Origin of the sequence: Coleofasciculaceae cyanobacterium (genome assembly GCA_036703275.1) — a bacterium.
GTDB lineage: Bacteria > Cyanobacteriota > Cyanobacteriia > Cyanobacteriales > Xenococcaceae > Waterburya.
Map to the genome: position 1 here is coordinate 209394 of DATNPK010000011.1, position 18562 is coordinate 227955.

The following is an 18562-nucleotide window of genomic DNA, read 5'->3' on the forward strand; positions in this document are numbered from 1 at the left end:
TATAAGCTTAACTCGTGAAAGTTGACAATAAGTTCTCAATATGCAAACATTATAGATAAGTTTTCGTTTTGAAAACATAGTTTGTCATAGATTCAAATGCACCTCATTTCGGCTGGAAAGCTAAAAAAAGCTGCATCCAAGTATCCCGATGTTGTCATTGCAATTAAGGCATTCTGTAAAACAATTGAGCAGGCGCAATGGCAAAGTTTAGTTGATGCACAGCACATTTATAAAGATGCAGAAGCAGTGGGAAACTTGACCGTTTTTAATATTAAAGGCAATAAATACCGCTTGATTCTTGATATAGACTACGAAGAACAGGTTGCTTATTTTAAGTATTTTTTAACTCATGCTGAGTATGACAAGGGGAAGTGGAAGAATGACTCTTACTATTGATCGAGAAAATTATCTTAAGCTTTTGGATGAAGTAAAGTTGATTCCCAAAGTTATTGAAACAGAAACAGAATACGAACAAAATCTTGCTGTAGCGGAGAAATTAATTGCTAAAAAAAAGCATCGTTCTCCTGAAGAAACCGCTTTACTTCGTTTGCTAGTTAGATTAATTGAAGATTACGAAGAAACTAACTATCATCTGAAAGAGTGGCAAGATCTTCCTCCTCACGAAGTTTTGCAGCATCTTCTAGAAGTTAGTCATACCAAACAAGCCGACTTGGTAGGAATTATTAGCCCTTCAAAAGGATTAATTTCAGCGATCGTTAATGGTAAACGAGCAATTAGTAAAGAACAAGCCAAGAAGCTAGGACAATACTTCAAAATTTCTCCAAGTTTATTTATTTGACTTTTGACCCTTCGACAAACTCAGGGCAATGCTTTTGACTTTTAACTTTACTCACCCATGATCGTTCTCCACAGCGCCAGCCAAAACTCTCGCGACTTCAGCATCTTTTTTCCAATGTGGCAGGTGGGGTATATGTTCTAATCGGCTTACATAGCGAAGAATTTCCAGCCCACGTTTGCGATCGCTCCAATAATTGGCAACTTCAACTTTAAGGTAATTCAAACCTTCCTGAACGGTTTCTTTACTTACTGTTTCGTGAATCGCAAATAACAGATGTCCTACTAAAGTTAGATCGAAGCCATCGCCTTTTAAGTTAGTTCGCTTAAACTCGGAAGCTATTTTAAATCTTGCTTCATTGGATTTTTTTGTAGCATACATGAAATTATAGTCCCGCACACCAAATCCTTTGGCTAGTTCTTGATAAGCACCATTTCTAAATTCACCGTGTTTTTCTAGTTCCACACCTTTGAGGTAAAGACGTTCATCGGCGGTGAGACTCTTCCAATGAAACTCGGCAAAATATTCGCGAACGAGGTGATTACAGGCAATTTCTACGGCGCGATCAATTACCTTTTCAAACTCCGATTTCTCTCCTTTTCCTCTTTCGCGAAAAAGTTCGTGTTTGATATCCATTCCTTCAATTTCGCTATACTGAGCCAGCACTCGCAGGGCAGCAGCATAGGCAGCAAGCTGGTAGTCGGTGTCGCCAAAGTTAGGAGCATCTTCATCGTCAATAACCCAAGCGCAATCATACTATGGGTTTTACCACCACCCATTGCCTGAGCTAATAGAAACGTACCTGCTTGACTACTTGTATTTTCTAATCGCCCAAAAGCTTTATCAATGAGCGTCCCCATCCCCGCAGTTATATAATTTTCCTCAAAGAAGCGATCGCAATTAATTCGGTCTTCAAGTAAATCTGAAATATTCAGAACCACATCTGTTCGAGAGCGATCAAATACTGATTGACGTGGTTTGCAGGCTTGGCTCAAATACATATAAAAACCTTTCTGAAAATCATTAAGTCATGAGACATAATCGCTCTTGGATAAACTTATGATTCCCATCGGTACTAAAAAACAATCATCTACTTTTTTAGATTATTAAAAAAATATAAAGTAGTAGCTTTTAGTTTTTAGACTAAATCCGAGCCGTTTATTTAGCCCAGGTAAAGCAAAACTTGCACCCTCTAGGGGAATTTTCTTCAAGCCAAAGTTTGCCGCCTTCTTCCTGAATAATCTTTTTGACCAGTGCCAAGCCAATGCCTGTATTAGTAGTTGAGGAACTATTTTCTATGGTTTGGAAAATTTCCAAAATACGTTCTCGATCTGTCTGAAGAATTCCTGGGCCATCATCAGCGATCGCCAATTGATAATGTGTATTGCAATCTTGGGCTGTAACTTCAATCTGCCCCATATCGCGATCGTGATGTTTGATGGCATTACTAATCAAGTTAGACAATACCTGGCTTAACAATAGACGTTTAGTAGCCAAAACTGGCAGTGCAACGCTAGTAATCTTGAAGCCAGCAGGAGGAGATAGAGAATCTATTACCTCTTGTAGTAACTCACTCACGTCCACAGTTTCTACAGGTAACTCTTGTCGTCCTACCCGCGATAGTTTCAGCAAGCCGTTAATCAAAGCATCCATTCTTCTTACCCGCTGACCGAGAAGATCTAGATATTCTTGGGTTTCATCGGGTACTCGATCGCCAAGATCTTCAGTAATCCACTCCGATAAATTAGCAATTCCCCGTAGCGGTGCTTTAAGGTCGTGAGAAACAATATAAGTAAAGCGATTTAATTCTTGATTACGCTTTTTCAACGCTTGTTCGGCTATTTTTCTGGCTGTAATATCCCGCGAAACAGAGAGAATTTCCTCCACCCGATTGTTTTCATCGAGTATTGGTGTGACAATCACCTCCCACCATTTGGGTCTTCCCTTTGCCGTAGCACAGTAGCCATCAAACCTAGCGATCTTACCTGCTTTGGCTGTGGCAAAAGCTTTCTCGGCTGACTGGCGATCGCAACCTTGCCAAAAATCAAGCCCGGGTAAGTATTGTACTTGAGTAAAATTATCAATCTCCATAATGACTTGTCCCCCATCATTCATATAAAGGAGGCGACCTTGAAGATCCAATACTTTAATACAGTCTGGACTACTTTCGAGGATGCGACGAACAGATTCTATATTACGCTGTAGCTTGATTTCTTTGTGTTTATAATTGCTCAGGTCAGGTTCAACAAGAGTTGATCCAGTTGATTTGGCGCTCGCATCTGGGATAATAGATGCAGTACCAATCCAAAGCAATGTGTTGTAGTTTGGACTTAATAGTTCCAACTCTATGTCAAACAAACTGTAGTTACCCTGAGCATCTTTTAGCTGTAGCTGGTCTTGCCAAATCTCAGAAGAAGAATTATGCCATCGTGCCTGGATTTGCGACTCTGGTGCAATCAAATCCCAGAGAAAACTTGGTTCGGAGGTTAGTAGCGATCGCCCTGTGTAGTTTTCCCAAGCAGTATTGACTAAATGTATTGCACCTGAACGTTCCATCAGCCAAGCTGGGTCACAAATGCGGTTGAGTAGTCTTTGATAGCCAACGTAATTTGAATCCAACAACACCGTCAAAAATTGAAGTAACAATTGCACAGATTAAAAAGTTAATCGAGGCAAGAACCTATATATATAAGCTTTTTACATCAGATTAACCTTAATTATTATAAGACGTACTTTCTATTAAACGTATACAAAAGCAGGAAAATATTCTCTATGCCGATCGGCAGAAGTTTTGTCTGGGTATAGCTGACATTTGGTGAGGTAAAACCCGATAAAACCATAGTATTCAGCGGACGACTAAAAGTTAAAAAAAGTCTGGAGGTAGGCATCGATCATTGCATCCCCAAAAAATAGGCTCAACGCAGCACCCAGAGCTAAAAATGGTCCAAAAGGCATCGGTTGTTTTTTGTTAATCATTCCCAAGGCGATCGCGCCACCGCCAATAATTGAGCCAACCCCACAGGCAATAAAGCTAGACAGCAAAACATATTTCCAGCCAATCCAAGCGCCGATAGTTGCCATCAGCTTACCATCGGCATCTCCCATTGCCTGTTGTCCGAGCATGATTAAACCCAGCAAGGCAATAATCTCTAGCAACCAAATCCCCGATACTGCACCACCAATACCAAACATCAACTGATTGGCTATTCCTTCTCCCCGAGCGATTTGCCAACCAATAACTCCCTGAAATACTAATCCTAATATTAATCCTGACTTGGTTAAGCAAGAAGGTAAGGTCATCGTGTCTAAATCAATTACAGATAGAGACAACAGCCAAGACAAAAAAGCACAGTAGCCGACAGTTTTAATACTATAGCCAAAATGCCAGAAAACTAGCATAAAGACCAATCCCGTCACAGCTTCAACAATTGGGTAACGGCTCGAAATTTTGGCTTTGCACCACCGACAAGATCCTCTAAGCCATAGCCAGCCAAATACAGGAACATTTTCGGTAATACCTAAAGAGTGCTTACAGTGGGGACAACGAGATGCAGGATGAACTAAAGATATCCCTGTGGGAATACGATATATAACTACGTTGAGGAAACTACCAATACAAGCACCAAAGGTAAAAGCAGTAGTAAATCCAAGCGCTGAAACCAGCGTTTCCATAATTTAGTTTTAAGTTTAAATAATATAGTTAAAAATGAAAAATATTAATTTTAATATGCTTCAGTTTCTATCTGCTTCAGAGGAATAAAACACTCTCTAGGCAAAAGTATTGGCTTAGGATTAAAGGTTAATTGTCCGCGATGACTATCTCGATTAATTACTATTCCCATCGGTTGATTATCGGCTGGAATATTAAGATTGCAGTAGTTACGATAGATATTTCTCGCTGCTTTAACCAAACTTGGATCGAAAAATACCATGTTAGGCTCTTTGGTTTTAGCCGAATTATTAGTGCGCGTAGACGGTTTAGAATTCATAGAGCGATCTTAAAAAGACAACTTCAAATTTAACCTAATTTTTGGCAGAAAGAAGGTAGGAACAATAAATTTATATTACAAAAGTTGTTTTATTGCGAGGTAAAGGTTATGTAACCAGTGATTTTCCAAGATATAAATCTGAAACTAGGAAATGGGCAATATAAGATTGAACTTCAATCAAAATTGTTATGAGATTATTTGCTAGATTACTGGGGTTAGAACTACTGCTGTTAGGAGTTTATTTTTTAGGGAAAAACATCTACTTTACCAACGAGATTTTTCCTTATTGGTGGCGAGGAGTTGCTGCGGACGTATCTATTTTATTTCTCACCGCAGGAGTATTAATGCTTTTTATCTTGCCACGATATCATAAAAATCTGGCTGGTGTTGCGATCGCCATTGGCATTGCAGCAGTTTTTGTCAGCAGTAGAGCAATCTTACAGCCTACTAGTCTTTGGCAGTTTGTTCTTTCTCTGGTTAGTTTCACGGGAGGATATCAGCTATTGGCCACAGGAAGACTAAATCTTTGATTAGTTAACATTCAAGATAATATGTTTGTAGACTCAAAAGCTAAAAAAACACCTTTGAAACCAAAACAAACCAACCTCAAACATCAATGAATGATTGGGATTTTCAGCCACCTCCTCAATCTGAATCAGGCGATTACGCATCCGCCTACCCTACGGATCGCCAAGTCGCACTAGAATCAAACCATCTGCAAAATAAACGTATTGCTTTACTAATTACGGGAAGCATTGCAGCGATAAAAGCTCCTTTAATTGCCCGTACTTTACGCCGTCAGGGTGCAGAAGTGGTAGCTTTCGTTTCTTCAGAAGCTTTGAGATATACCACTGTTGATGCTCTAGAATGGAGTACGATCAATCCTGTTATTACCAAGTTAACGGCGAATGCCGAACACCTTAGCGACGAAAATCCCTTTGCTGCTTATCTCGTTGCTCCTGCAACCTATAACACGATTAATAAAATGGCTTTGGGTATAGCAGATGGGGTGATTACTTCGGCTTTAGGTTCGGCTATTGGCAGAATGGAGCAAGGTAAAACCCAGATTATAATTGCCCCGACGATGCACGGCAGTTTACACAATTCGATCTTGACTGAATCTTTGCATAAGTTAGCTCGTATGGGTGTAAAAATTATCCCGCCTAAAGTTGCTAACGGTAAAAATAATTTGCCTGAAGAAAAAGCGATCGCCTATTATGTATGTCGCGCAGTTAGCCGATCCTCTCTTAAAAATATCCCTATTTTAGTTACAGGAGGTCCTACACCCGTACTCCTGGACAATATCCGTCGTCTAACTAATCGCTTTACAGGAAGATTGGGAACTTGTATTGCTGAAGAATTATATCTACGGGGGGCAAAGGTAAAATTAATTCATGGACAAGGCAGTTATTCTCCACCTAGCTATCTGACTCACAAGATTGTTACTACCTACGATGAATATCTAACCGAAGTAATGAGCGAATTACAGCAACGATATCACTTTGGCATTTTTTCGGCTGCGGTTGCCGATTATCAACCTGCTCGAGTCTTTCCTGGTAAGATACCTAGCGGTGGCGCATTGTCTAAAATCGATTTAGTACCTACCCAAAAAGTCATTAGCGAGGTAAGAGCTAAGTTTCCCAGCTTAAAGATGATTACTTTTAAATATCAGGAAAATGTCTCTCATGAAGAATTAATCGATATTGCCCAAACTAGACTAAAGCAGGGTTATCAAATGGTGGTAGCCAACCGAGGCGAAGAACATCAAGCAAGCGCGCAGGTAGCTTATTTGGTAACCGCAGAGCAACCACCCCAAAAAGCAGTAGGCAAACAAGAAATTGCCAAGGCGATCGCCGATTATTTAGAATTAATGAATGATAAATACTAGAGGAAATCATCAAGTTATTTGAATTGGCTTTTTGGTGCTGGTGCGCCAGGTAATAATCCTTTGCTTAAGTCCTCGTCTATATTTGATTATATGAATCAAAAACTAGTTGTCATAGGTGGTGGACATTCTCATGCGATCGCGCTGAAGCAGTGGGGACTCAAACCCATGCCAAACGTCGATTTAACTTTAATTAGTGATGTCGAGCAAACGCCTTATTCGGGGATGCTTCCTGGTTATGTAGCGGGTTTTTATAGCTACGAGCAAACTCATATAGACTTGCGGAGTTTGGCAAAATTTGCTGGTGCGGAATTAATTATTGATCGCGCAGTTGGCATAGATACGGATAACCACAAAATTACTTGTGAGAATCACCTGCTTGAGTTTGATTATTTATCTTTAGATATTGGTAGCACTCCTCAAACTATTACCGTCCCTGGTGCTAAAAAATATGCTATTCCCGCTAAACCTGTCCCTGTGTTTCTTGAGGCTTGGTATAAGTTAAAGCGATTGGCAGCATCTAATTCTCAACTATCAATTGTCATTGTTGGCGGTGGTGCGGGGGGAGTGGAGTTGGCTTTGAATATGCAGACTTGTTTAAAAGCAATTTTAAGTCAAGGAAAAAATACTCTCGAAATTCATTTAATCCATCGCGATAAACAATTACTGTCTAATCATAATAATTGGGTGAGTCATCAGCTAGAAAAAATTATGCGACAACGAAACATTAAGCTGCACTTACAACAAAGCGTTGCGGAAGTTTTACCAGATCGAGTTATTTGCGAATCAGGACTGAAAATTAAAAGCAGCCACACTTTTTGGGTGACTCAAGCTACTGCACCAAGCTGGATTAAAGAGTCTAACCTAGCTACCGACGATCGCGGCTTTATCTTAGTTTCTGATACACTTCAGTCAATATCCCATCCTCAAGTGTTTGCAGCAGGAGATATTGCTACTATGACTAACTATAACCGTCCCAAAGCTGGAGTTTTTGCCGTACGCCAAGGACAACCATTATTTAACAATTGGCAGTATCTACTTTCAGGCCAACCAGTACAACCCTATATCCCCCAGGACAAATATTTGGCTTTAATCGGCACAGGAGATCGTAAAGCGATCGCCTCTTGGAGTTCTTTTGGCTGGCGATCTGCGCTTTTGTGGTGGATTAAAGACTATATCGATCGTAAATTTATGAATCAGTTTATTGATTTGAATTAAATCTAATCCAGTTAATCAAGCAAATTGTGTTCCGTATTTTGCTCGCCAGAATCATAGAAGTTAAATGAAAATATTAGCACGATTAAAGCAATACTTAATCCGATCGCCGTCCCGGAAATGAGGATAATCTCGGAATTTTTAATCGCGATCGCAATTAACGCCCAAACAAAAACGCCAGCATAGGCTAAATCGAACCGCGGAATCGTCACAAAATGAGTGATGAAGCCAGCGACTAACAACATAATTACCGTCCATCCTGCGGCACTTATTCCCCAGCCACCCCACTGCCAAGATGATAAAACGACTGCACCATTAACTATAGTCGCCACACTAATCCAAGCTAAATAAATACTAATGGGAGTGCGAATCAACCACCTTTGCCATCTGGAAATACGCGATTTAAAAGGCAAACTCCAATAGGCAGCAATTAAAGGCAGCAGTATACATAACATCGCCAAAAACGAAACAGCATATTGCCGATAGAGAAAACAAATCACCCAGATAGTTTGCGCTATGGATGCGATCGCTAATTTGTAGCCAATTTGTCGTAATAAAGCATCATTTCTTTGACCAGGCAAAGCTTGATAAATAGCTAAACTAATCAAACCTAGATAGATTAAGCCCCAGATAGCAAAAGCATAGCTAGCAGGAGTAATCAAGACATTCGGGAAAATTTGTTGGGAAATCTCGCCGATAGTTAATCCATTGGGAGGACTAATATTAGCTAATATATTTACCCCAAAAGCCGTAAGTATGCTCAATAAGGTCACTATTTGTCTAATGATGGTTGACCTACTATTTACTATGTAGCGATCGCGCATGAATTAACTTTAAATTTTTTTACTAATAGCTTTGCTATTTTATTGTAGATATTTTCAATCGTAATCAATCAAATAGAGGATGATAAACTCCTTTGAAAAATCGCTGATGTTTAGGAGCTAGTCGATCAATAACCTCTGGAGGAGTACTAGGCTTGTGATGGCGCACATTTATATGATTATAAGCACAAAAAATTGCTACACGAGGATTACGAGGATTTTGCCAAAAGTCAGCCGAATGCCTAACTGCTTCGGAAAAGATAACCAGTGAGCCAGGAGGACAGCTATAGCTTTCCCAAAGTCCCGAATCTCTGGCATCAATACTAGCAACAGGATTAGTTCGTATATTATAGTTAGCTTTGTGACTACCTGGAATAAAGCAAGTTCCACCTTGATCTTCAATTACTTCAGCCAATTCCCAAACCACGCGCGTCATACCTGCATAAATCCGTCCATCATGGAAATTGTAGGCATAGTTGGGGTTAGTAGTACGTCCTCCTGCATGAGGTTTCCATTCTCCCTCCCCTTGCTCCCGATAGCTCAAAAAGACATTTTCCAAGCGAATTTTCTCAATATCAGGATCGATTACATCTAACAGCACGTTCATTACCGCAGAATGATCGATTAGCGGAGCAAAAGGACCTCCAGGCAAACAACGCTCATGGGGCGGTAATGATTCTGGATTATCTTTCTGGCGCAGTACGAATTCTTTGAGAATTTTAACTTCACTTTCTGTTAGCACCGCTGGTTTAACGATATAACCTTTGAGGTCGAATACAACACGGTCATGCTGAGTCATGTTTCCTTCTAGCAGAGCAAAACGATTTTGAATTAGGTTAGTTGCTTTTTTAGCAGCTTGCCAAGTTTTGGCGGTAATTTTGGTTTGAAGTCGGGATAAATGGCTCATTTATTAAAGGCGACACCTTAAATACACCATAATTCAATCTGATGAGCTTAGGTCGCTTTGGCTCATAATACATATCTTTTTAGCTTAATCGATTTTATAATTTAATTGGCACAACAGTTTTTTCAAAAACAGGCGTTGATGATTTAACGTATGACTTACAACAGCCAAACTTGCCCTTGTCGAGGTTTCCTCGACGGGCTTTTTTGCTAAAAATGTTTCGGTTCGTAGTGAAGCACTTTCGTCCTAAAGGATACCGCTCCGCGACGCGATTGCGTAGGACGCGAAGCTTATCCGAAGGTGTACCCTTTAGGGAATCCTTTAGGGCAAGTTGAAGACTCAGCTAGTCCTTTAGGGCTTGACCGTGAACCCCCGTTAGAGAAACTGTTTCAAGAAGTGCTGAACCCGAAGGGCTAATAGCTATTAGCTTCTTAAATTCAATTAAGATTTGAAAATCTTAAGAATCATACCTGGATTCACCAACGCCCAAAAATAATCATCAAAATTTTGTTTTAAATGCTGTCGGCAAGCAGTACAAAAATATTAAAATATTATTTAGGTTGTCTTGAATTTAATTTGGTCGGGTTTAATTAAACTAGATTGAGCAGCAATATTAATTTGTCGATCGCCTTGAGAATGTTCTCTTTTGATTGCTTTTAAATTTATGGGTGGCATTTTTTGCCAACATCGACGACAGAACCAGTAGTCGTGATGATTACCGATGTGATGAATTAGTTTATTAGAGCAGCAAGGACAAACAGCATAGCTTTTCATGATGGAGCAACCTTATTATAGTGATTTGAACAGGATAAAATTAGCTGTACGTTTAGCTGAAGCTTTGACAAAGCTCAATAATTAAATTGTTATGACGGACTAAAGAACTACTTGCAAAAAATTAGCACGGTCGTATTATTGCTAAAAATCCGAGCTAAATTAGAAATGCAACATTAGATCGCTTTTAAACACTTAAAAAGTTTTAAATCTGGAGCGACTCAAATATTAAGCTTAAGTTAATAACTTAAAGACAGTGCAAAGTTCTACCTGTTTTCATTATAGGAGCTGATTTTTTTTCGCTGGTAAAGTATTATTAATTTTAAGTTTTTAAATCCCCATAAATGCTGGTATTTAAAAAAAGGGATCGCCTCAATTGCAAATACGCCGAATAATCGGGAAACGTAGCGAATCATGAGTCATAAAAGACGTACAACCCTGTCATAATAGTCATAATAAATAATCGTGTTTTGAGCAGCAGTAATACCGTTTATAAAAACTGTCCCCTAAAGGATATGCCAATCACGGATTCACGGATAAACCGCACTCCGCCCTTCGGTCTCGGAGCGGTATGCTTTAGCATTTGCGAAGCTAGTCCTAAAGGACTGCATCAAGAACACGGATGATTTATCTGTTTAGCGACTAATTCTTGGTTTTGCTTTGGGCTTAGTTTAACAAACTAAATTAATAACTAAATTTTAAATTTACATTTTAAATTACAATGACGACTAATTTAGACCCCAACACTTTTGAATATGAACCCCAAACAGTTCAAAGAGCCAAAAAAGCTTTGTCTTGTTCGCCGTTTCGTCTTAAATTATTCCAGGAGATGCGGAATCAGAGTGTCCCGATTCAACAAATTGCGCAGGAGACAGGAATTAGATCTGGCTATGCAAAGTTTGCTTTGAGCGAATCGAGGACAGAAGATAAATTAGTTTGGTTAATCAATGTGGGCTTATTGCGTCGAGAAGTGGATGGACAGGGTTTGACTGATAGTTTTCGTCTGACTCCTTTGGGTAGACAAATCGTAGACCAGTGGGAACAGTTAGAAAATAAAATTCCTGCTGCCTCATTAGGCGATCGAGTTTCCCATTGGCTAAATCGTTGGTTAAAATTGTCACTTTAAAGTACTGAACTGCTGTTATAACAGTGTATATATTCCAGCACAGGAGCGATTGATGAAAGCGATTATGGTTGTCGGGACAACATCTCATGCAGGAAAATCCTTTCTGACTGCTGCATTATGTCGTATTCTAGCTAGGCAAGGTTGGCGCGTCACTCCCTTCAAAGGGCAAAACATGGCATTAAATGCTTACGTCACTTCAACAGGCGGAGAAATAGGTCACGCTCAGGCAGTTCAAGCCTGGGCAGCGGGGGTTGCTCCACGAGTAGAAATGAATCCTATTCTACTTAAGCCCCAAGGAAATATGACCTCACAGATAATCATTAAAGGTAAGTCGGTTGGCACGGTAAAAGCCACAGAATATTACGAACAATACTTTGAGCAGGGCTGGGAAGTGGTTCAAGAATCTCTGTATCGACTTTCTTTAGAATTCGACATGGTTGTTTGCGAGGGTGCAGGCAGCCCAGCGGAAATAAATCTTAAGCATCGCGACCTAACTAATATGCGGGTGGCAAAACATCTCAATGCTCCAACTATTCTAATTGTAGACATAGAACGAGGTGGGGCATTTGCTCATGTCGTAGGGACTTTAGAACTGCTAGATGCTCAAGAGCGATCGCTGGTAAAGGGAGTCGTAATTAATAAATTTAGAGGACAAAAAGAACTGCTAGATTCGGGTATTGAGTGGCTAGAAGCAAAAACAGGAGTACCTGTGCTGGGAGTAATTCCCTGGAGTCATCAGCAATTTCCCGCCGAAGATTCACTCGATTTGTTAGAAAGAAATCGTCGCCGTAGTAGTCAAGACATCAATATTAGCGTTATTAGATTACCGAGAATTGCCAATTTTACCGATTTCGATCCTTTAGAAGCAGAATCAAGCGTCGGAGTAAACTATATCGATATTCAAGACTCTTTGGGACATCCCGATGCGGTAATTATTCCTGGAACAAAAACTACTATTCCCGACTTGTTGGCAATGGAAAGAAGCGGTATGACAGAACAAATTAGAAACTATGCTGCTGCGGGAGGAACTGTATTAGGCATTTGTGGCGGATTCCAAATCTTGGGTCAACGCATCATCGATCCTGAAGGATTTGAAGGAGAACCAGGAGAATTTACTGCTCTTGATTTATTACCAATTACGACTATCCTTTCGCCCAATAAAGTAGCACGTCAAAGACAGGTAGTTTCGCAATTTCCTCAAGCTGGTTTACCCGTAGACGGCTATGAAATACATCAAGGTCGTAGTCGTATCAGTCGTCGTTTGAAAGAAGGTGCTGATGAATATCAACCTATATTCGACGATCCTGGGTTGGGGTTAGTTGATAAAAGTCAGTCAATTTGGGGTTGCTACATTCATGGTCTGTTTGATAATGGTGCTTGGCGACGTTCCTGGATTAACCAATTACGCAAACAAAGAGGAATGTCATCCTTAGCTACTGGTATTTCTAATTATCGTGACCAAAGAGAGTCTACTTTAAATACTTTGGCAGACATTGTCGAAACAAACTTAGATTTGAAAACATTTTTGTCTAGTTATTATTGAGATATTGATGATTTGAGGTGGGCAATTATTGCTGCTAAAAACTAATCCGACCACTAACTAAATATCGAGCGTGAAAATGATATGAGTATTAAGGTTTGTTTTCTGCCAGACAATATCACCGTGGAAGCAGAACCAGGAGAACCAATGTTACAGGTAGCAGAAAGAGCAGGAGTGTTTATCGCCACAGGATGTTTGATGGGGTCTTGTCATGCTTGTGAAGTAGAACTAGAGGATGGAGAGGCTGTTTGTGCTTGTATTAGTTCTATTTCTGGTGAGCAACCAGAATTGACGGTGAATATTTACGAAGATCCTACTTGGTAGATTTGATTACCGATTGTTGACTGCTAATTACCGAATTAATAAATTGTTTCAACCTGAGTGTATATTGCTGAGCTCCAAATTCAGGTAAATTGTCGTGGTTTGCTTGGTCAATAATTGCTAGTTGCTTGGGTTCTGGTGCAGCAGCATACAGCCGATTTGCCATGGATACAGGAATAGTCCGATCGCTCCTACCATGCAAGATTAAAACAGGAGTCTTTACCACCTTAATTTTGGTAATGGAGTCGAAACGCTGAGTTATTAGCCAGTCCAAGGGAAAAATTGCTAAAAATGGGATTGAGTCTGCCATATCTTTCATCGAGGTAAAAGTTCCTTCGACAATTAACCCAGCCATGTCAGGATGTTTGCTCGCTAGGTCAATGGCGATCGCGCCTCCTAAAGAATGACCATAGACAAATGTACGTTGCGGTTCAAACAAAAGCTCTGTAGTTAAATATCGCCAGGCTGCTTCTGCATCTTGATATACTCTGGTTTCGTTAGGGAAGATCGGACTACTTTTACCATAACCTCGATAGTCGATTAGCAGTACCGCAAGTCCTAAGGAATGAAAAATTGCGGCAATTTCAGTTAGATCGCCATTGTTACTACCGTTGCCATGAAAATACAGCAAAGCTGGTGCTGTAGGTCGTGCAGCAGGAATCCACCAACCATGAATTTTGTCCTGTTCGACATCAAACCAAACATCTTGATAATCTAAGTTGTATTCTTGGGGAGTCGATTTTAGATTGCTATCTGGAAGAAAGATTAGTTTATCTTGTCGCCAGCGCAACAGTATAATAATTGCCAGATAAAGCGTTACTGAGATTCCCAGAAAAATCAAACTAAGTTTCTTGAACATCAATCAATTTTGGAAATTTGGTAGTTATAGCACTCGAAGCAAAGGTTAAGATACGTCGCTCAAAAGCTAATAGCTAATAGCTAAAAACCAGTTGACTTTAAAAGCGTAGTCCCTTAACTTGTCACGATTGGCTAATTAATCAAACTAAAAGCTATTTTTGAGTCGAGCTTATTGTTCTGGTTATTTTAATAGCAACACTATACAAGCAATTAAAATTATTAGGGTATATTGCTGTCGAAATCAAGTCTATAACTATAATGGAGATTTTAATAGTTGAAAATGAGCGTGAAATAGCAGAAATCATTCAAGAATGCTTAAAGGCTGAGGGGTTTTCCTGTCGTGTCTGTCATGATGGTCATTCTGCCTTAAGACTAGTTGTCCAACAACAACCAGACTTAATTATTCTCGATCTCAGGCTACCTGATATTGATGGTTTAGAAGTGTGTACCCAAATTCGCCATAAGCCAGTAGCTAATGATCCTTATATCTTAATGTTGACTTCTAAAGGAAAAGAAACAGACCGCATTACTGGTCTATCTACAGGGGCGGATGATTATTATATTAAACTTTTTAGCCCTAGAGAATTAATTGCTAGGGTACGGGCTTTGTTACGCCGTCGTCTACGAGATCTTGGCGATCGCTCCAGAGCGATCCGAACTCAATCCTTTAATATTGACCTCGAACAACATTGTATAATTTCTCATGCCAATTCTGATTCACGCCGACAGTTAGATCTATCTGCTGTTGAATTTAAGTTGATGACTTTGTTGGTTAAACATCCGGGCAGGGTATGGCAAAGAGGACAACTGATGGAAAAGCTTTGGGGAGATAACTTTTTTGACAAAGAACGAGTTATTGATACTCACATCGCCCGACTGCGGAAAAAAATTGAATTTAATCCCAGTCAACCTCAGTTTATTAAAACAGTATTTGGCGTTGGCTACAAATTTGAGGACGCATAAGCAACCTTGGCGTTGCTAAATCTCAAATCTCAATTTGATTAACAACAACTTTAGTTGATTAAGCCGATTTCTAAGCCCCAGGCGAGAATTGAACTCGCGACCTCGTCCTTACCAAGGACGCGCTCTACCACTGAGCCACTAGGGCATGAATAATTATCTTATCATGAGTCGATTAGCTTTGGCGTAACATCAGTTAATCAGTAATTTTTTTAATTCGCGATCGCGCCATTTCTTCTGACTAGATTTTGCTAGATCTTTAATTATTTCTGACAGTCATTAATAACAAAGCGATCGCACTTAGAGTAAAGACGCTGCCACAAATAAAAGTTGCTTTAGGGCTAATTATTTGCCACAGACTGCCTGCGATTAAGTTAGCTGGTAACAAGGCAATCCCCATAGCTAAATTAAAATAGTGAGTCAATAGCTCATACTATAAATAATTACCTTCTTGTAATCCTAGAGGACAACTATGGCGATCGCAACAGCACCTCAAAATAATCTAGAAATAGTAACCAATGGCTTACCCAATATCTGTGGTTGGGAGTCAGACATCGCGACCGTCGTTAATTACAATCAGCCAGTCTTTTTACCCCACAGCAAGATTAATCTCGAACAGGTTAACGCTGGTTTTGCCTGCGCCCTTCATATGCACCAGCCCACCATCCCCGCAGGAGCAAACGGTGAATTAATCGGTAATCTGCAAAATATGTTTGAACATCCTGATAATGGCGACAATCATAACGCAGGAGTTTTTGCCTGGTGCTATTCTCGCATGGGTGATTGGATACCGGAACTAGTAGCTAACGGCTGCAACCCCAGGATTATGCTGGATTATTCTGGCAATCTTCTTTGGAGCTTTCAGCAGATGGGGCGTAACGATATTATCGATAACCTCAAAAAAATTACCTGCGACGCAAATTATCAGCCCTATGTGGAATGGCTGGGTACGATGTGGAGTCATGCAGTGATTCCTTCAACTCCTATTCCCGATCTCAAGCTACATATTCAGGCTTGGCAACATTACTTTGCTGCTATTTTCGGCTTTGATGCCCTACAACGGATCAAAGGGTTTTCTCCTCCAGAAATGCACCTACCTAACAACCCCGATACTCTTTATGAATATATCAAAGCTCTTAAGGAATGTGGTTATCGTTGGCTGTTGGTACAGGAACATTCCGTAGAAAGATTAGACGGTTCAGGCTTGCACCACGATGATAAGTATATCCCCAATCGCTTAGTTGCTCGTAATACTCACGGAGAAACGATCGCTATTACGGCCTTAATTAAAACCCAAGGTTCAGATACCAAACTAGTAGCTCAGATGCAGCCCTATCATGAAGCTAAAGGTAGAGGCAGACAACAAATTGGCAGCGTTTCTATACCTAGTTGTGTAAGTCAAATTGCCGACGGTGAAAATGGTGGGGTGATGATGAACGAGTTCGCCCGTGACTTTCAGCCTGTATGGTACGAACTAAAAGACAATCAAAATATCGTCGGGTTGAACGGTACAGAATATTTGGAATTAATTGAAGCGGCGGGAGTAAAGCCTGAAGACTATCCTACTTGCCAAGCCGTCGGACAGCATAAAATTTGGCAACAGGTAGATCCTGAAACTGCTACGCCTAACAAAGTACAAAGTGCGATCGCTCATTTAGAGGCAACAGATCATCAGTTTCACATGGATGGAGCATCTTGGACAGACGATCTTAGTTGGGTTAAAGGTTATGAAAATGTCCTCGAACCAATGAACCAATTGAGCGCTATGTTTCACCTGAAATATGATGCTCTAGTCGCTCAAGATCCTGCGGTAACTAAAACTAAAGAGTATCAAGAAGCATTGCTTTATGTGTTGCTACTAGAAACAAGCTGCTTCCGTTATTGGGGGCAGGGTACTTGGACAGATTATGCCAGAGAATTATTCCGCCGAGGAGAAGCCTTATTGAAATAATTTTCCTAAGGTGAGCATAAATGGAAACATCATAAATGAGCGATTAATTTGTAATGCCCACCAAAATCAATTTGCCGACGAAAATTGACGCATAGATTCAATTAACCGCTCAAAATAGGGTTCGATCTCATTCTGCTGTGCTGGTTCAAAATGCTTCAGACTAAAAACTTTTAATTGTTCCAAGCCCAAAATCATGGCATCCAAAGGAACTTGCAGTTCTTGATATAGCTGCTCCATATACTCTAAACCGCGATCGCTCGTATAGTCTACTCTTTGACCGCTGATACCATAGCTAATACAGCGCATAAAGTGCCAAAAGTCACGCCAGCAGGCTTCGGCTCGCATAGTCGGATATAAACCGCCTCCAGGCTCGGTAATCCCTGGACAAGCATTCAAAACCACTCCTCGAGCCTGGGAAACTATTTCTACCACATTGTCTCTTAATAGTTTTCCTTGAGCTAATCCTGTCGATAAGCTGGACACAATCGCCTCAATTTTGGCAATATCTTTATCTGTCAAATATCTTCCCTCATTATCTGCCTGCTGGAAAATATCAATTACTTCGGTAGGATAATTCTGCCAATCCAAACTAACAATACGAGACTTTTTGATTAATTCTTGTACTTTATCACTGAGCATTTTGTGTCTCCAAGATCTGGGCTTATTTACTATATATCCTTCGTCAGACAGCTATCTAGCAACAGCAATGTAAAGTAAAGTAAACTCATAATTCAATTTTAAGCTCATAGATATGGATATAGAACAAATTAAAATCGCTATAGATAACTCCGATCCTCAGCAAAGAATGAAAGGGATTCGACAACTCAGAAATTACGAAGCGGATATTGCTGTACCTTTACTGTTGAATCATGTTGATGATCGCGAGTTTTTAGTCCGTTCTTTTGTCGCGATGGGATTAGGCAGAAAGCAAAGTGATGCAGCTTTTGCGGCACTATTAGGCATGATCAAAGATGATCGCGATCCTAACGTCAGGGCAGAAGCAGCAAATTCCTTATCTTTTTATGGCGATGTAGCAGTGCCTCATCTGAGACAAATGTATGAACAGGACGATCATTGGTTAGTTCGACGTAGCGTAATTGCAGCTATGGCAGATCTTAATAGTGCTCAAGAGTTATTAGAAATTTGCGCTATTGGATTATCAGGCGAAGATCAGCCAGTTATGGAGTCATGTATCAGCGCTTTAGGACTTCTGGCAAATACAGAACAGCAAGCAGAAGCTTTGAAATTACTTTTACCCTTAGCAGCGGATGAATGTTGGCGCATGAGGTTACAGGTGGCTAAATCTTTGGGCAAATATAATCATCAAGGGGCGATCGCTGCCTTAGAGCAGCTTAAAACAGATGAGGACCATCGCGTAGTTGGTGCAGTCTTAGAAAGTCTACTCTAAACTCCAAATAATTAATC

General features: G+C 40.2%; 22 protein-coding genes and 1 tRNA gene. 11 read left to right on the forward strand and 12 right to left on the reverse strand.

Annotation, left to right across the window (positions count from 1 at the left end; all coding sequences use genetic code 11):
- Positions 1 to 96: 96 nt before the first annotated feature.
- A complete protein-coding gene (locus V6C71_02000) occupies positions 97 to 396 on the forward strand; it encodes a type II toxin-antitoxin system HigB family toxin (protein HEY9767263.1) in 300 nt (99 codons plus the stop codon).
- Positions 380 to 799, forward strand: coding sequence for a transcriptional regulator (locus V6C71_02005; GenBank protein ID HEY9767264.1), 420 nt, complete (start codon positions 380 to 382; stop codon positions 797 to 799). The genes V6C71_02000 and V6C71_02005 overlap by 17 nt, the downstream gene beginning before the upstream one ends.
- Positions 800 to 850: 51 nt before the next feature.
- Here V6C71_02005 and V6C71_02010 read toward each other — a convergent pair whose 3' ends face one another.
- The 5 genes from V6C71_02010 to V6C71_02030 all read right to left on the reverse strand — a co-directional run bounded on the left by V6C71_02010 (position 851) and on the right by V6C71_02030 (position 4785).
- On the reverse strand, positions 851 to 1432 hold the full coding sequence (locus V6C71_02010) for a hypothetical protein (protein HEY9767265.1): 582 nt from the start codon (positions 1430 to 1432) through the stop codon (positions 851 to 853).
- On the reverse strand, positions 1366 to 1797 hold the full coding sequence (locus tag V6C71_02015) for a hypothetical protein (GenBank protein ID HEY9767266.1): 432 nt from the start codon (positions 1795 to 1797) through the stop codon (positions 1366 to 1368). Before V6C71_02015 ends, V6C71_02010 begins: the two co-directional genes overlap by 67 nt.
- A gap of 157 nt (positions 1798 to 1954) precedes the next feature.
- Positions 1955 to 3448: an ATP-binding protein gene (locus V6C71_02020; protein HEY9767267.1), complete on the reverse strand. Its 1494-nt coding sequence runs from the start codon at positions 3446 to 3448 to the stop codon at positions 1955 to 1957.
- A 204-nt stretch (positions 3449 to 3652) separates the two neighbouring features.
- Positions 3653 to 4468, reverse strand: a complete 816-nt coding sequence (locus tag V6C71_02025; GenBank protein HEY9767268.1) for a prepilin peptidase — start codon at positions 4466 to 4468, stop codon at positions 3653 to 3655.
- A 50-nt stretch (positions 4469 to 4518) separates the two neighbouring features.
- Positions 4519 to 4785 (reverse strand): hypothetical protein, encoded by a 267-nt coding sequence (locus V6C71_02030; protein HEY9767269.1) that lies wholly within the window; start codon positions 4783 to 4785, stop codon positions 4519 to 4521.
- A gap of 188 nt (positions 4786 to 4973) precedes the next feature.
- Here V6C71_02030 and V6C71_02035 point away from each other — a divergent pair, with 188 nt between their 5' ends.
- The 3 genes from V6C71_02035 (at position 4974) to V6C71_02045 (ending at position 7888) form a co-directional block, all read left to right on the forward strand.
- Entirely contained in the window at positions 4974 to 5315 is a 342-nt protein-coding gene (locus tag V6C71_02035; protein ID HEY9767270.1) for a hypothetical protein, read from the forward strand.
- 86 nt (positions 5316 to 5401) lie between these two features.
- Positions 5402 to 6673, forward strand: a complete 1272-nt coding sequence (gene coaBC / locus V6C71_02040; protein HEY9767271.1) for a bifunctional phosphopantothenoylcysteine decarboxylase/phosphopantothenate--cysteine ligase CoaBC — start codon at positions 5402 to 5404, stop codon at positions 6671 to 6673.
- A gap of 90 nt (positions 6674 to 6763) precedes the next feature.
- On the forward strand, positions 6764 to 7888 hold the full coding sequence (locus V6C71_02045) for an FAD-dependent oxidoreductase (GenBank protein HEY9767272.1): 1125 nt from the start codon (positions 6764 to 6766) through the stop codon (positions 7886 to 7888).
- Between the two features lie 11 nt (positions 7889 to 7899).
- Here V6C71_02045 and V6C71_02050 read toward each other — a convergent pair whose 3' ends face one another.
- The 3 genes from V6C71_02050 to V6C71_02060 form a co-directional block, all read right to left on the reverse strand.
- Complete coding sequence (locus V6C71_02050; protein HEY9767273.1) at positions 7900 to 8658, reverse strand: tryptophan-rich sensory protein; 759 nt, start codon at positions 8656 to 8658, stop codon at positions 7900 to 7902.
- A gap of 115 nt (positions 8659 to 8773) precedes the next feature.
- Positions 8774 to 9613: a phytanoyl-CoA dioxygenase family protein gene (locus tag V6C71_02055; protein HEY9767274.1), complete on the reverse strand. Its 840-nt coding sequence runs from the start codon at positions 9611 to 9613 to the stop codon at positions 8774 to 8776.
- Between the two features lie 552 nt (positions 9614 to 10165).
- Complete coding sequence (locus V6C71_02060; protein ID HEY9767275.1) at positions 10166 to 10384, reverse strand: hypothetical protein; 219 nt, start codon at positions 10382 to 10384, stop codon at positions 10166 to 10168.
- Between the two features lie 718 nt (positions 10385 to 11102).
- Here V6C71_02060 and V6C71_02065 point away from each other — a divergent pair.
- The 3 genes from V6C71_02065 (at position 11103) to V6C71_02075 (ending at position 13371) form a co-directional block, all read left to right on the forward strand.
- Positions 11103 to 11507, forward strand: a complete 405-nt coding sequence (locus tag V6C71_02065; protein ID HEY9767276.1) for an Npun_F0494 family protein — start codon at positions 11103 to 11105, stop codon at positions 11505 to 11507.
- Between the two features lie 52 nt (positions 11508 to 11559).
- The gene (cobQ, locus tag V6C71_02070) at positions 11560 to 13050 is read left to right on the forward strand and encodes a cobyric acid synthase CobQ (GenBank protein HEY9767277.1); all 1491 of its coding nucleotides are present in this window, start codon (positions 11560 to 11562) and stop codon (positions 13048 to 13050) included.
- An 81-nt stretch (positions 13051 to 13131) separates the two neighbouring features.
- Positions 13132 to 13371, forward strand: a complete 240-nt coding sequence (locus V6C71_02075) for a 2Fe-2S iron-sulfur cluster binding domain-containing protein (protein ID HEY9767278.1) — start codon at positions 13132 to 13134, stop codon at positions 13369 to 13371.
- On the opposite strand, the gene V6C71_02080 is transcribed toward V6C71_02075, so the two are convergent.
- Positions 13361 to 14227: an alpha/beta fold hydrolase gene (locus V6C71_02080; GenBank protein ID HEY9767279.1), complete on the reverse strand. Its 867-nt coding sequence runs from the start codon at positions 14225 to 14227 to the stop codon at positions 13361 to 13363. The genes V6C71_02075 and V6C71_02080 overlap by 11 nt on opposite strands.
- A 257-nt stretch (positions 14228 to 14484) precedes the next feature.
- Between V6C71_02080 and V6C71_02085 the strand changes: the two genes are divergently transcribed.
- Complete coding sequence (locus V6C71_02085) at positions 14485 to 15189, forward strand: response regulator transcription factor (GenBank protein HEY9767280.1); 705 nt, start codon at positions 14485 to 14487, stop codon at positions 15187 to 15189.
- Positions 15190 to 15262: 73 nt separating this feature from the next.
- Here the strand turns inward: V6C71_02085 and V6C71_02090 are convergent.
- Both V6C71_02090 and V6C71_02095 read right to left on the reverse strand, forming a co-directional pair.
- Positions 15263 to 15334: transfer RNA gene (locus V6C71_02090), tRNA-Thr, on the reverse strand.
- A 111-nt stretch (positions 15335 to 15445) separates the two neighbouring features.
- The gene (locus tag V6C71_02095) at positions 15446 to 15586 is read right to left on the reverse strand and encodes a hypothetical protein (GenBank protein ID HEY9767281.1); all 141 of its coding nucleotides are present in this window, start codon (positions 15584 to 15586) and stop codon (positions 15446 to 15448) included.
- A 72-nt stretch (positions 15587 to 15658) separates the two neighbouring features.
- Here V6C71_02095 and V6C71_02100 point away from each other — a divergent pair, with 72 nt between their 5' ends.
- Positions 15659 to 17137: a glycosyl hydrolase family 57 gene (locus V6C71_02100; protein HEY9767282.1), complete on the forward strand. Its 1479-nt coding sequence runs from the start codon at positions 15659 to 15661 to the stop codon at positions 17135 to 17137.
- A 66-nt stretch (positions 17138 to 17203) separates the two neighbouring features.
- On the opposite strand, the gene V6C71_02105 is transcribed toward V6C71_02100, so the two are convergent.
- Positions 17204 to 17776: a phycobilisome protein gene (locus tag V6C71_02105; protein ID HEY9767283.1), complete on the reverse strand. Its 573-nt coding sequence runs from the start codon at positions 17774 to 17776 to the stop codon at positions 17204 to 17206.
- 112 nt (positions 17777 to 17888) lie between these two features.
- On the opposite strand from V6C71_02105, the gene V6C71_02110 reads away from it, so the two are divergent.
- Positions 17889 to 18545 (forward strand): HEAT repeat domain-containing protein, encoded by a 657-nt coding sequence (locus V6C71_02110; GenBank protein ID HEY9767284.1) that lies wholly within the window; start codon positions 17889 to 17891, stop codon positions 18543 to 18545.
- Positions 18546 to 18562: the final 17 nt, after the last annotated feature.

Coding starts and splice junctions, on each gene's coding strand:
- V6C71_02095 (HEY9767281.1), bottom strand. CDS start 15,586: ATGGGGATTGCCTTGTTACCAGCTAACTTAATCGCAGGCAGTCTGTGG.
- V6C71_02045 (HEY9767272.1), top strand. CDS start 6,764: ATGAATCAAAAACTAGTTGTCATAGGTGGTGGACATTCTCATGCGATC.
- V6C71_02030 (HEY9767269.1), bottom strand. CDS start 4,785: ATGAATTCTAAACCGTCTACGCGCACTAATAATTCGGCTAAAACCAAA.
- V6C71_02085 (HEY9767280.1), top strand. CDS start 14,485: ATGGAGATTTTAATAGTTGAAAATGAGCGTGAAATAGCAGAAATCATT.
- V6C71_02060 (HEY9767275.1), bottom strand. CDS start 10,384: ATGAAAAGCTATGCTGTTTGTCCTTGCTGCTCTAATAAACTAATTCAT.
- V6C71_02015 (HEY9767266.1), bottom strand. CDS start 1,797: ATGTATTTGAGCCAAGCCTGCAAACCACGTCAATCAGTATTTGATCGC.
- V6C71_02075 (HEY9767278.1), top strand. CDS start 13,132: ATGAGTATTAAGGTTTGTTTTCTGCCAGACAATATCACCGTGGAAGCA.
- V6C71_02110 (HEY9767284.1), top strand. CDS start 17,889: ATGGATATAGAACAAATTAAAATCGCTATAGATAACTCCGATCCTCAG.
- V6C71_02080 (HEY9767279.1), bottom strand. CDS start 14,227: ATGTTCAAGAAACTTAGTTTGATTTTTCTGGGAATCTCAGTAACGCTT.
- V6C71_02035 (HEY9767270.1), top strand. CDS start 4,974: ATGAGATTATTTGCTAGATTACTGGGGTTAGAACTACTGCTGTTAGGA.
- V6C71_02010 (HEY9767265.1), bottom strand. CDS start 1,432: ATGGATATCAAACACGAACTTTTTCGCGAAAGAGGAAAAGGAGAGAAA.
- V6C71_02100 (HEY9767282.1), top strand. CDS start 15,659: ATGGCGATCGCAACAGCACCTCAAAATAATCTAGAAATAGTAACCAAT.
- cobQ (HEY9767277.1), top strand. CDS start 11,560: ATGAAAGCGATTATGGTTGTCGGGACAACATCTCATGCAGGAAAATCC.
- V6C71_02025 (HEY9767268.1), bottom strand. CDS start 4,468: ATGGAAACGCTGGTTTCAGCGCTTGGATTTACTACTGCTTTTACCTTT.
- V6C71_02055 (HEY9767274.1), bottom strand. CDS start 9,613: ATGAGCCATTTATCCCGACTTCAAACCAAAATTACCGCCAAAACTTGG.
- V6C71_02005 (HEY9767264.1), top strand. CDS start 380: ATGACTCTTACTATTGATCGAGAAAATTATCTTAAGCTTTTGGATGAA.
- V6C71_02000 (HEY9767263.1), top strand. CDS start 97: ATGCACCTCATTTCGGCTGGAAAGCTAAAAAAAGCTGCATCCAAGTAT.
- coaBC (HEY9767271.1), top strand. CDS start 5,402: ATGAATGATTGGGATTTTCAGCCACCTCCTCAATCTGAATCAGGCGAT.
- V6C71_02105 (HEY9767283.1), bottom strand. CDS start 17,776: ATGCTCAGTGATAAAGTACAAGAATTAATCAAAAAGTCTCGTATTGTT.
- V6C71_02065 (HEY9767276.1), top strand. CDS start 11,103: ATGACGACTAATTTAGACCCCAACACTTTTGAATATGAACCCCAAACA.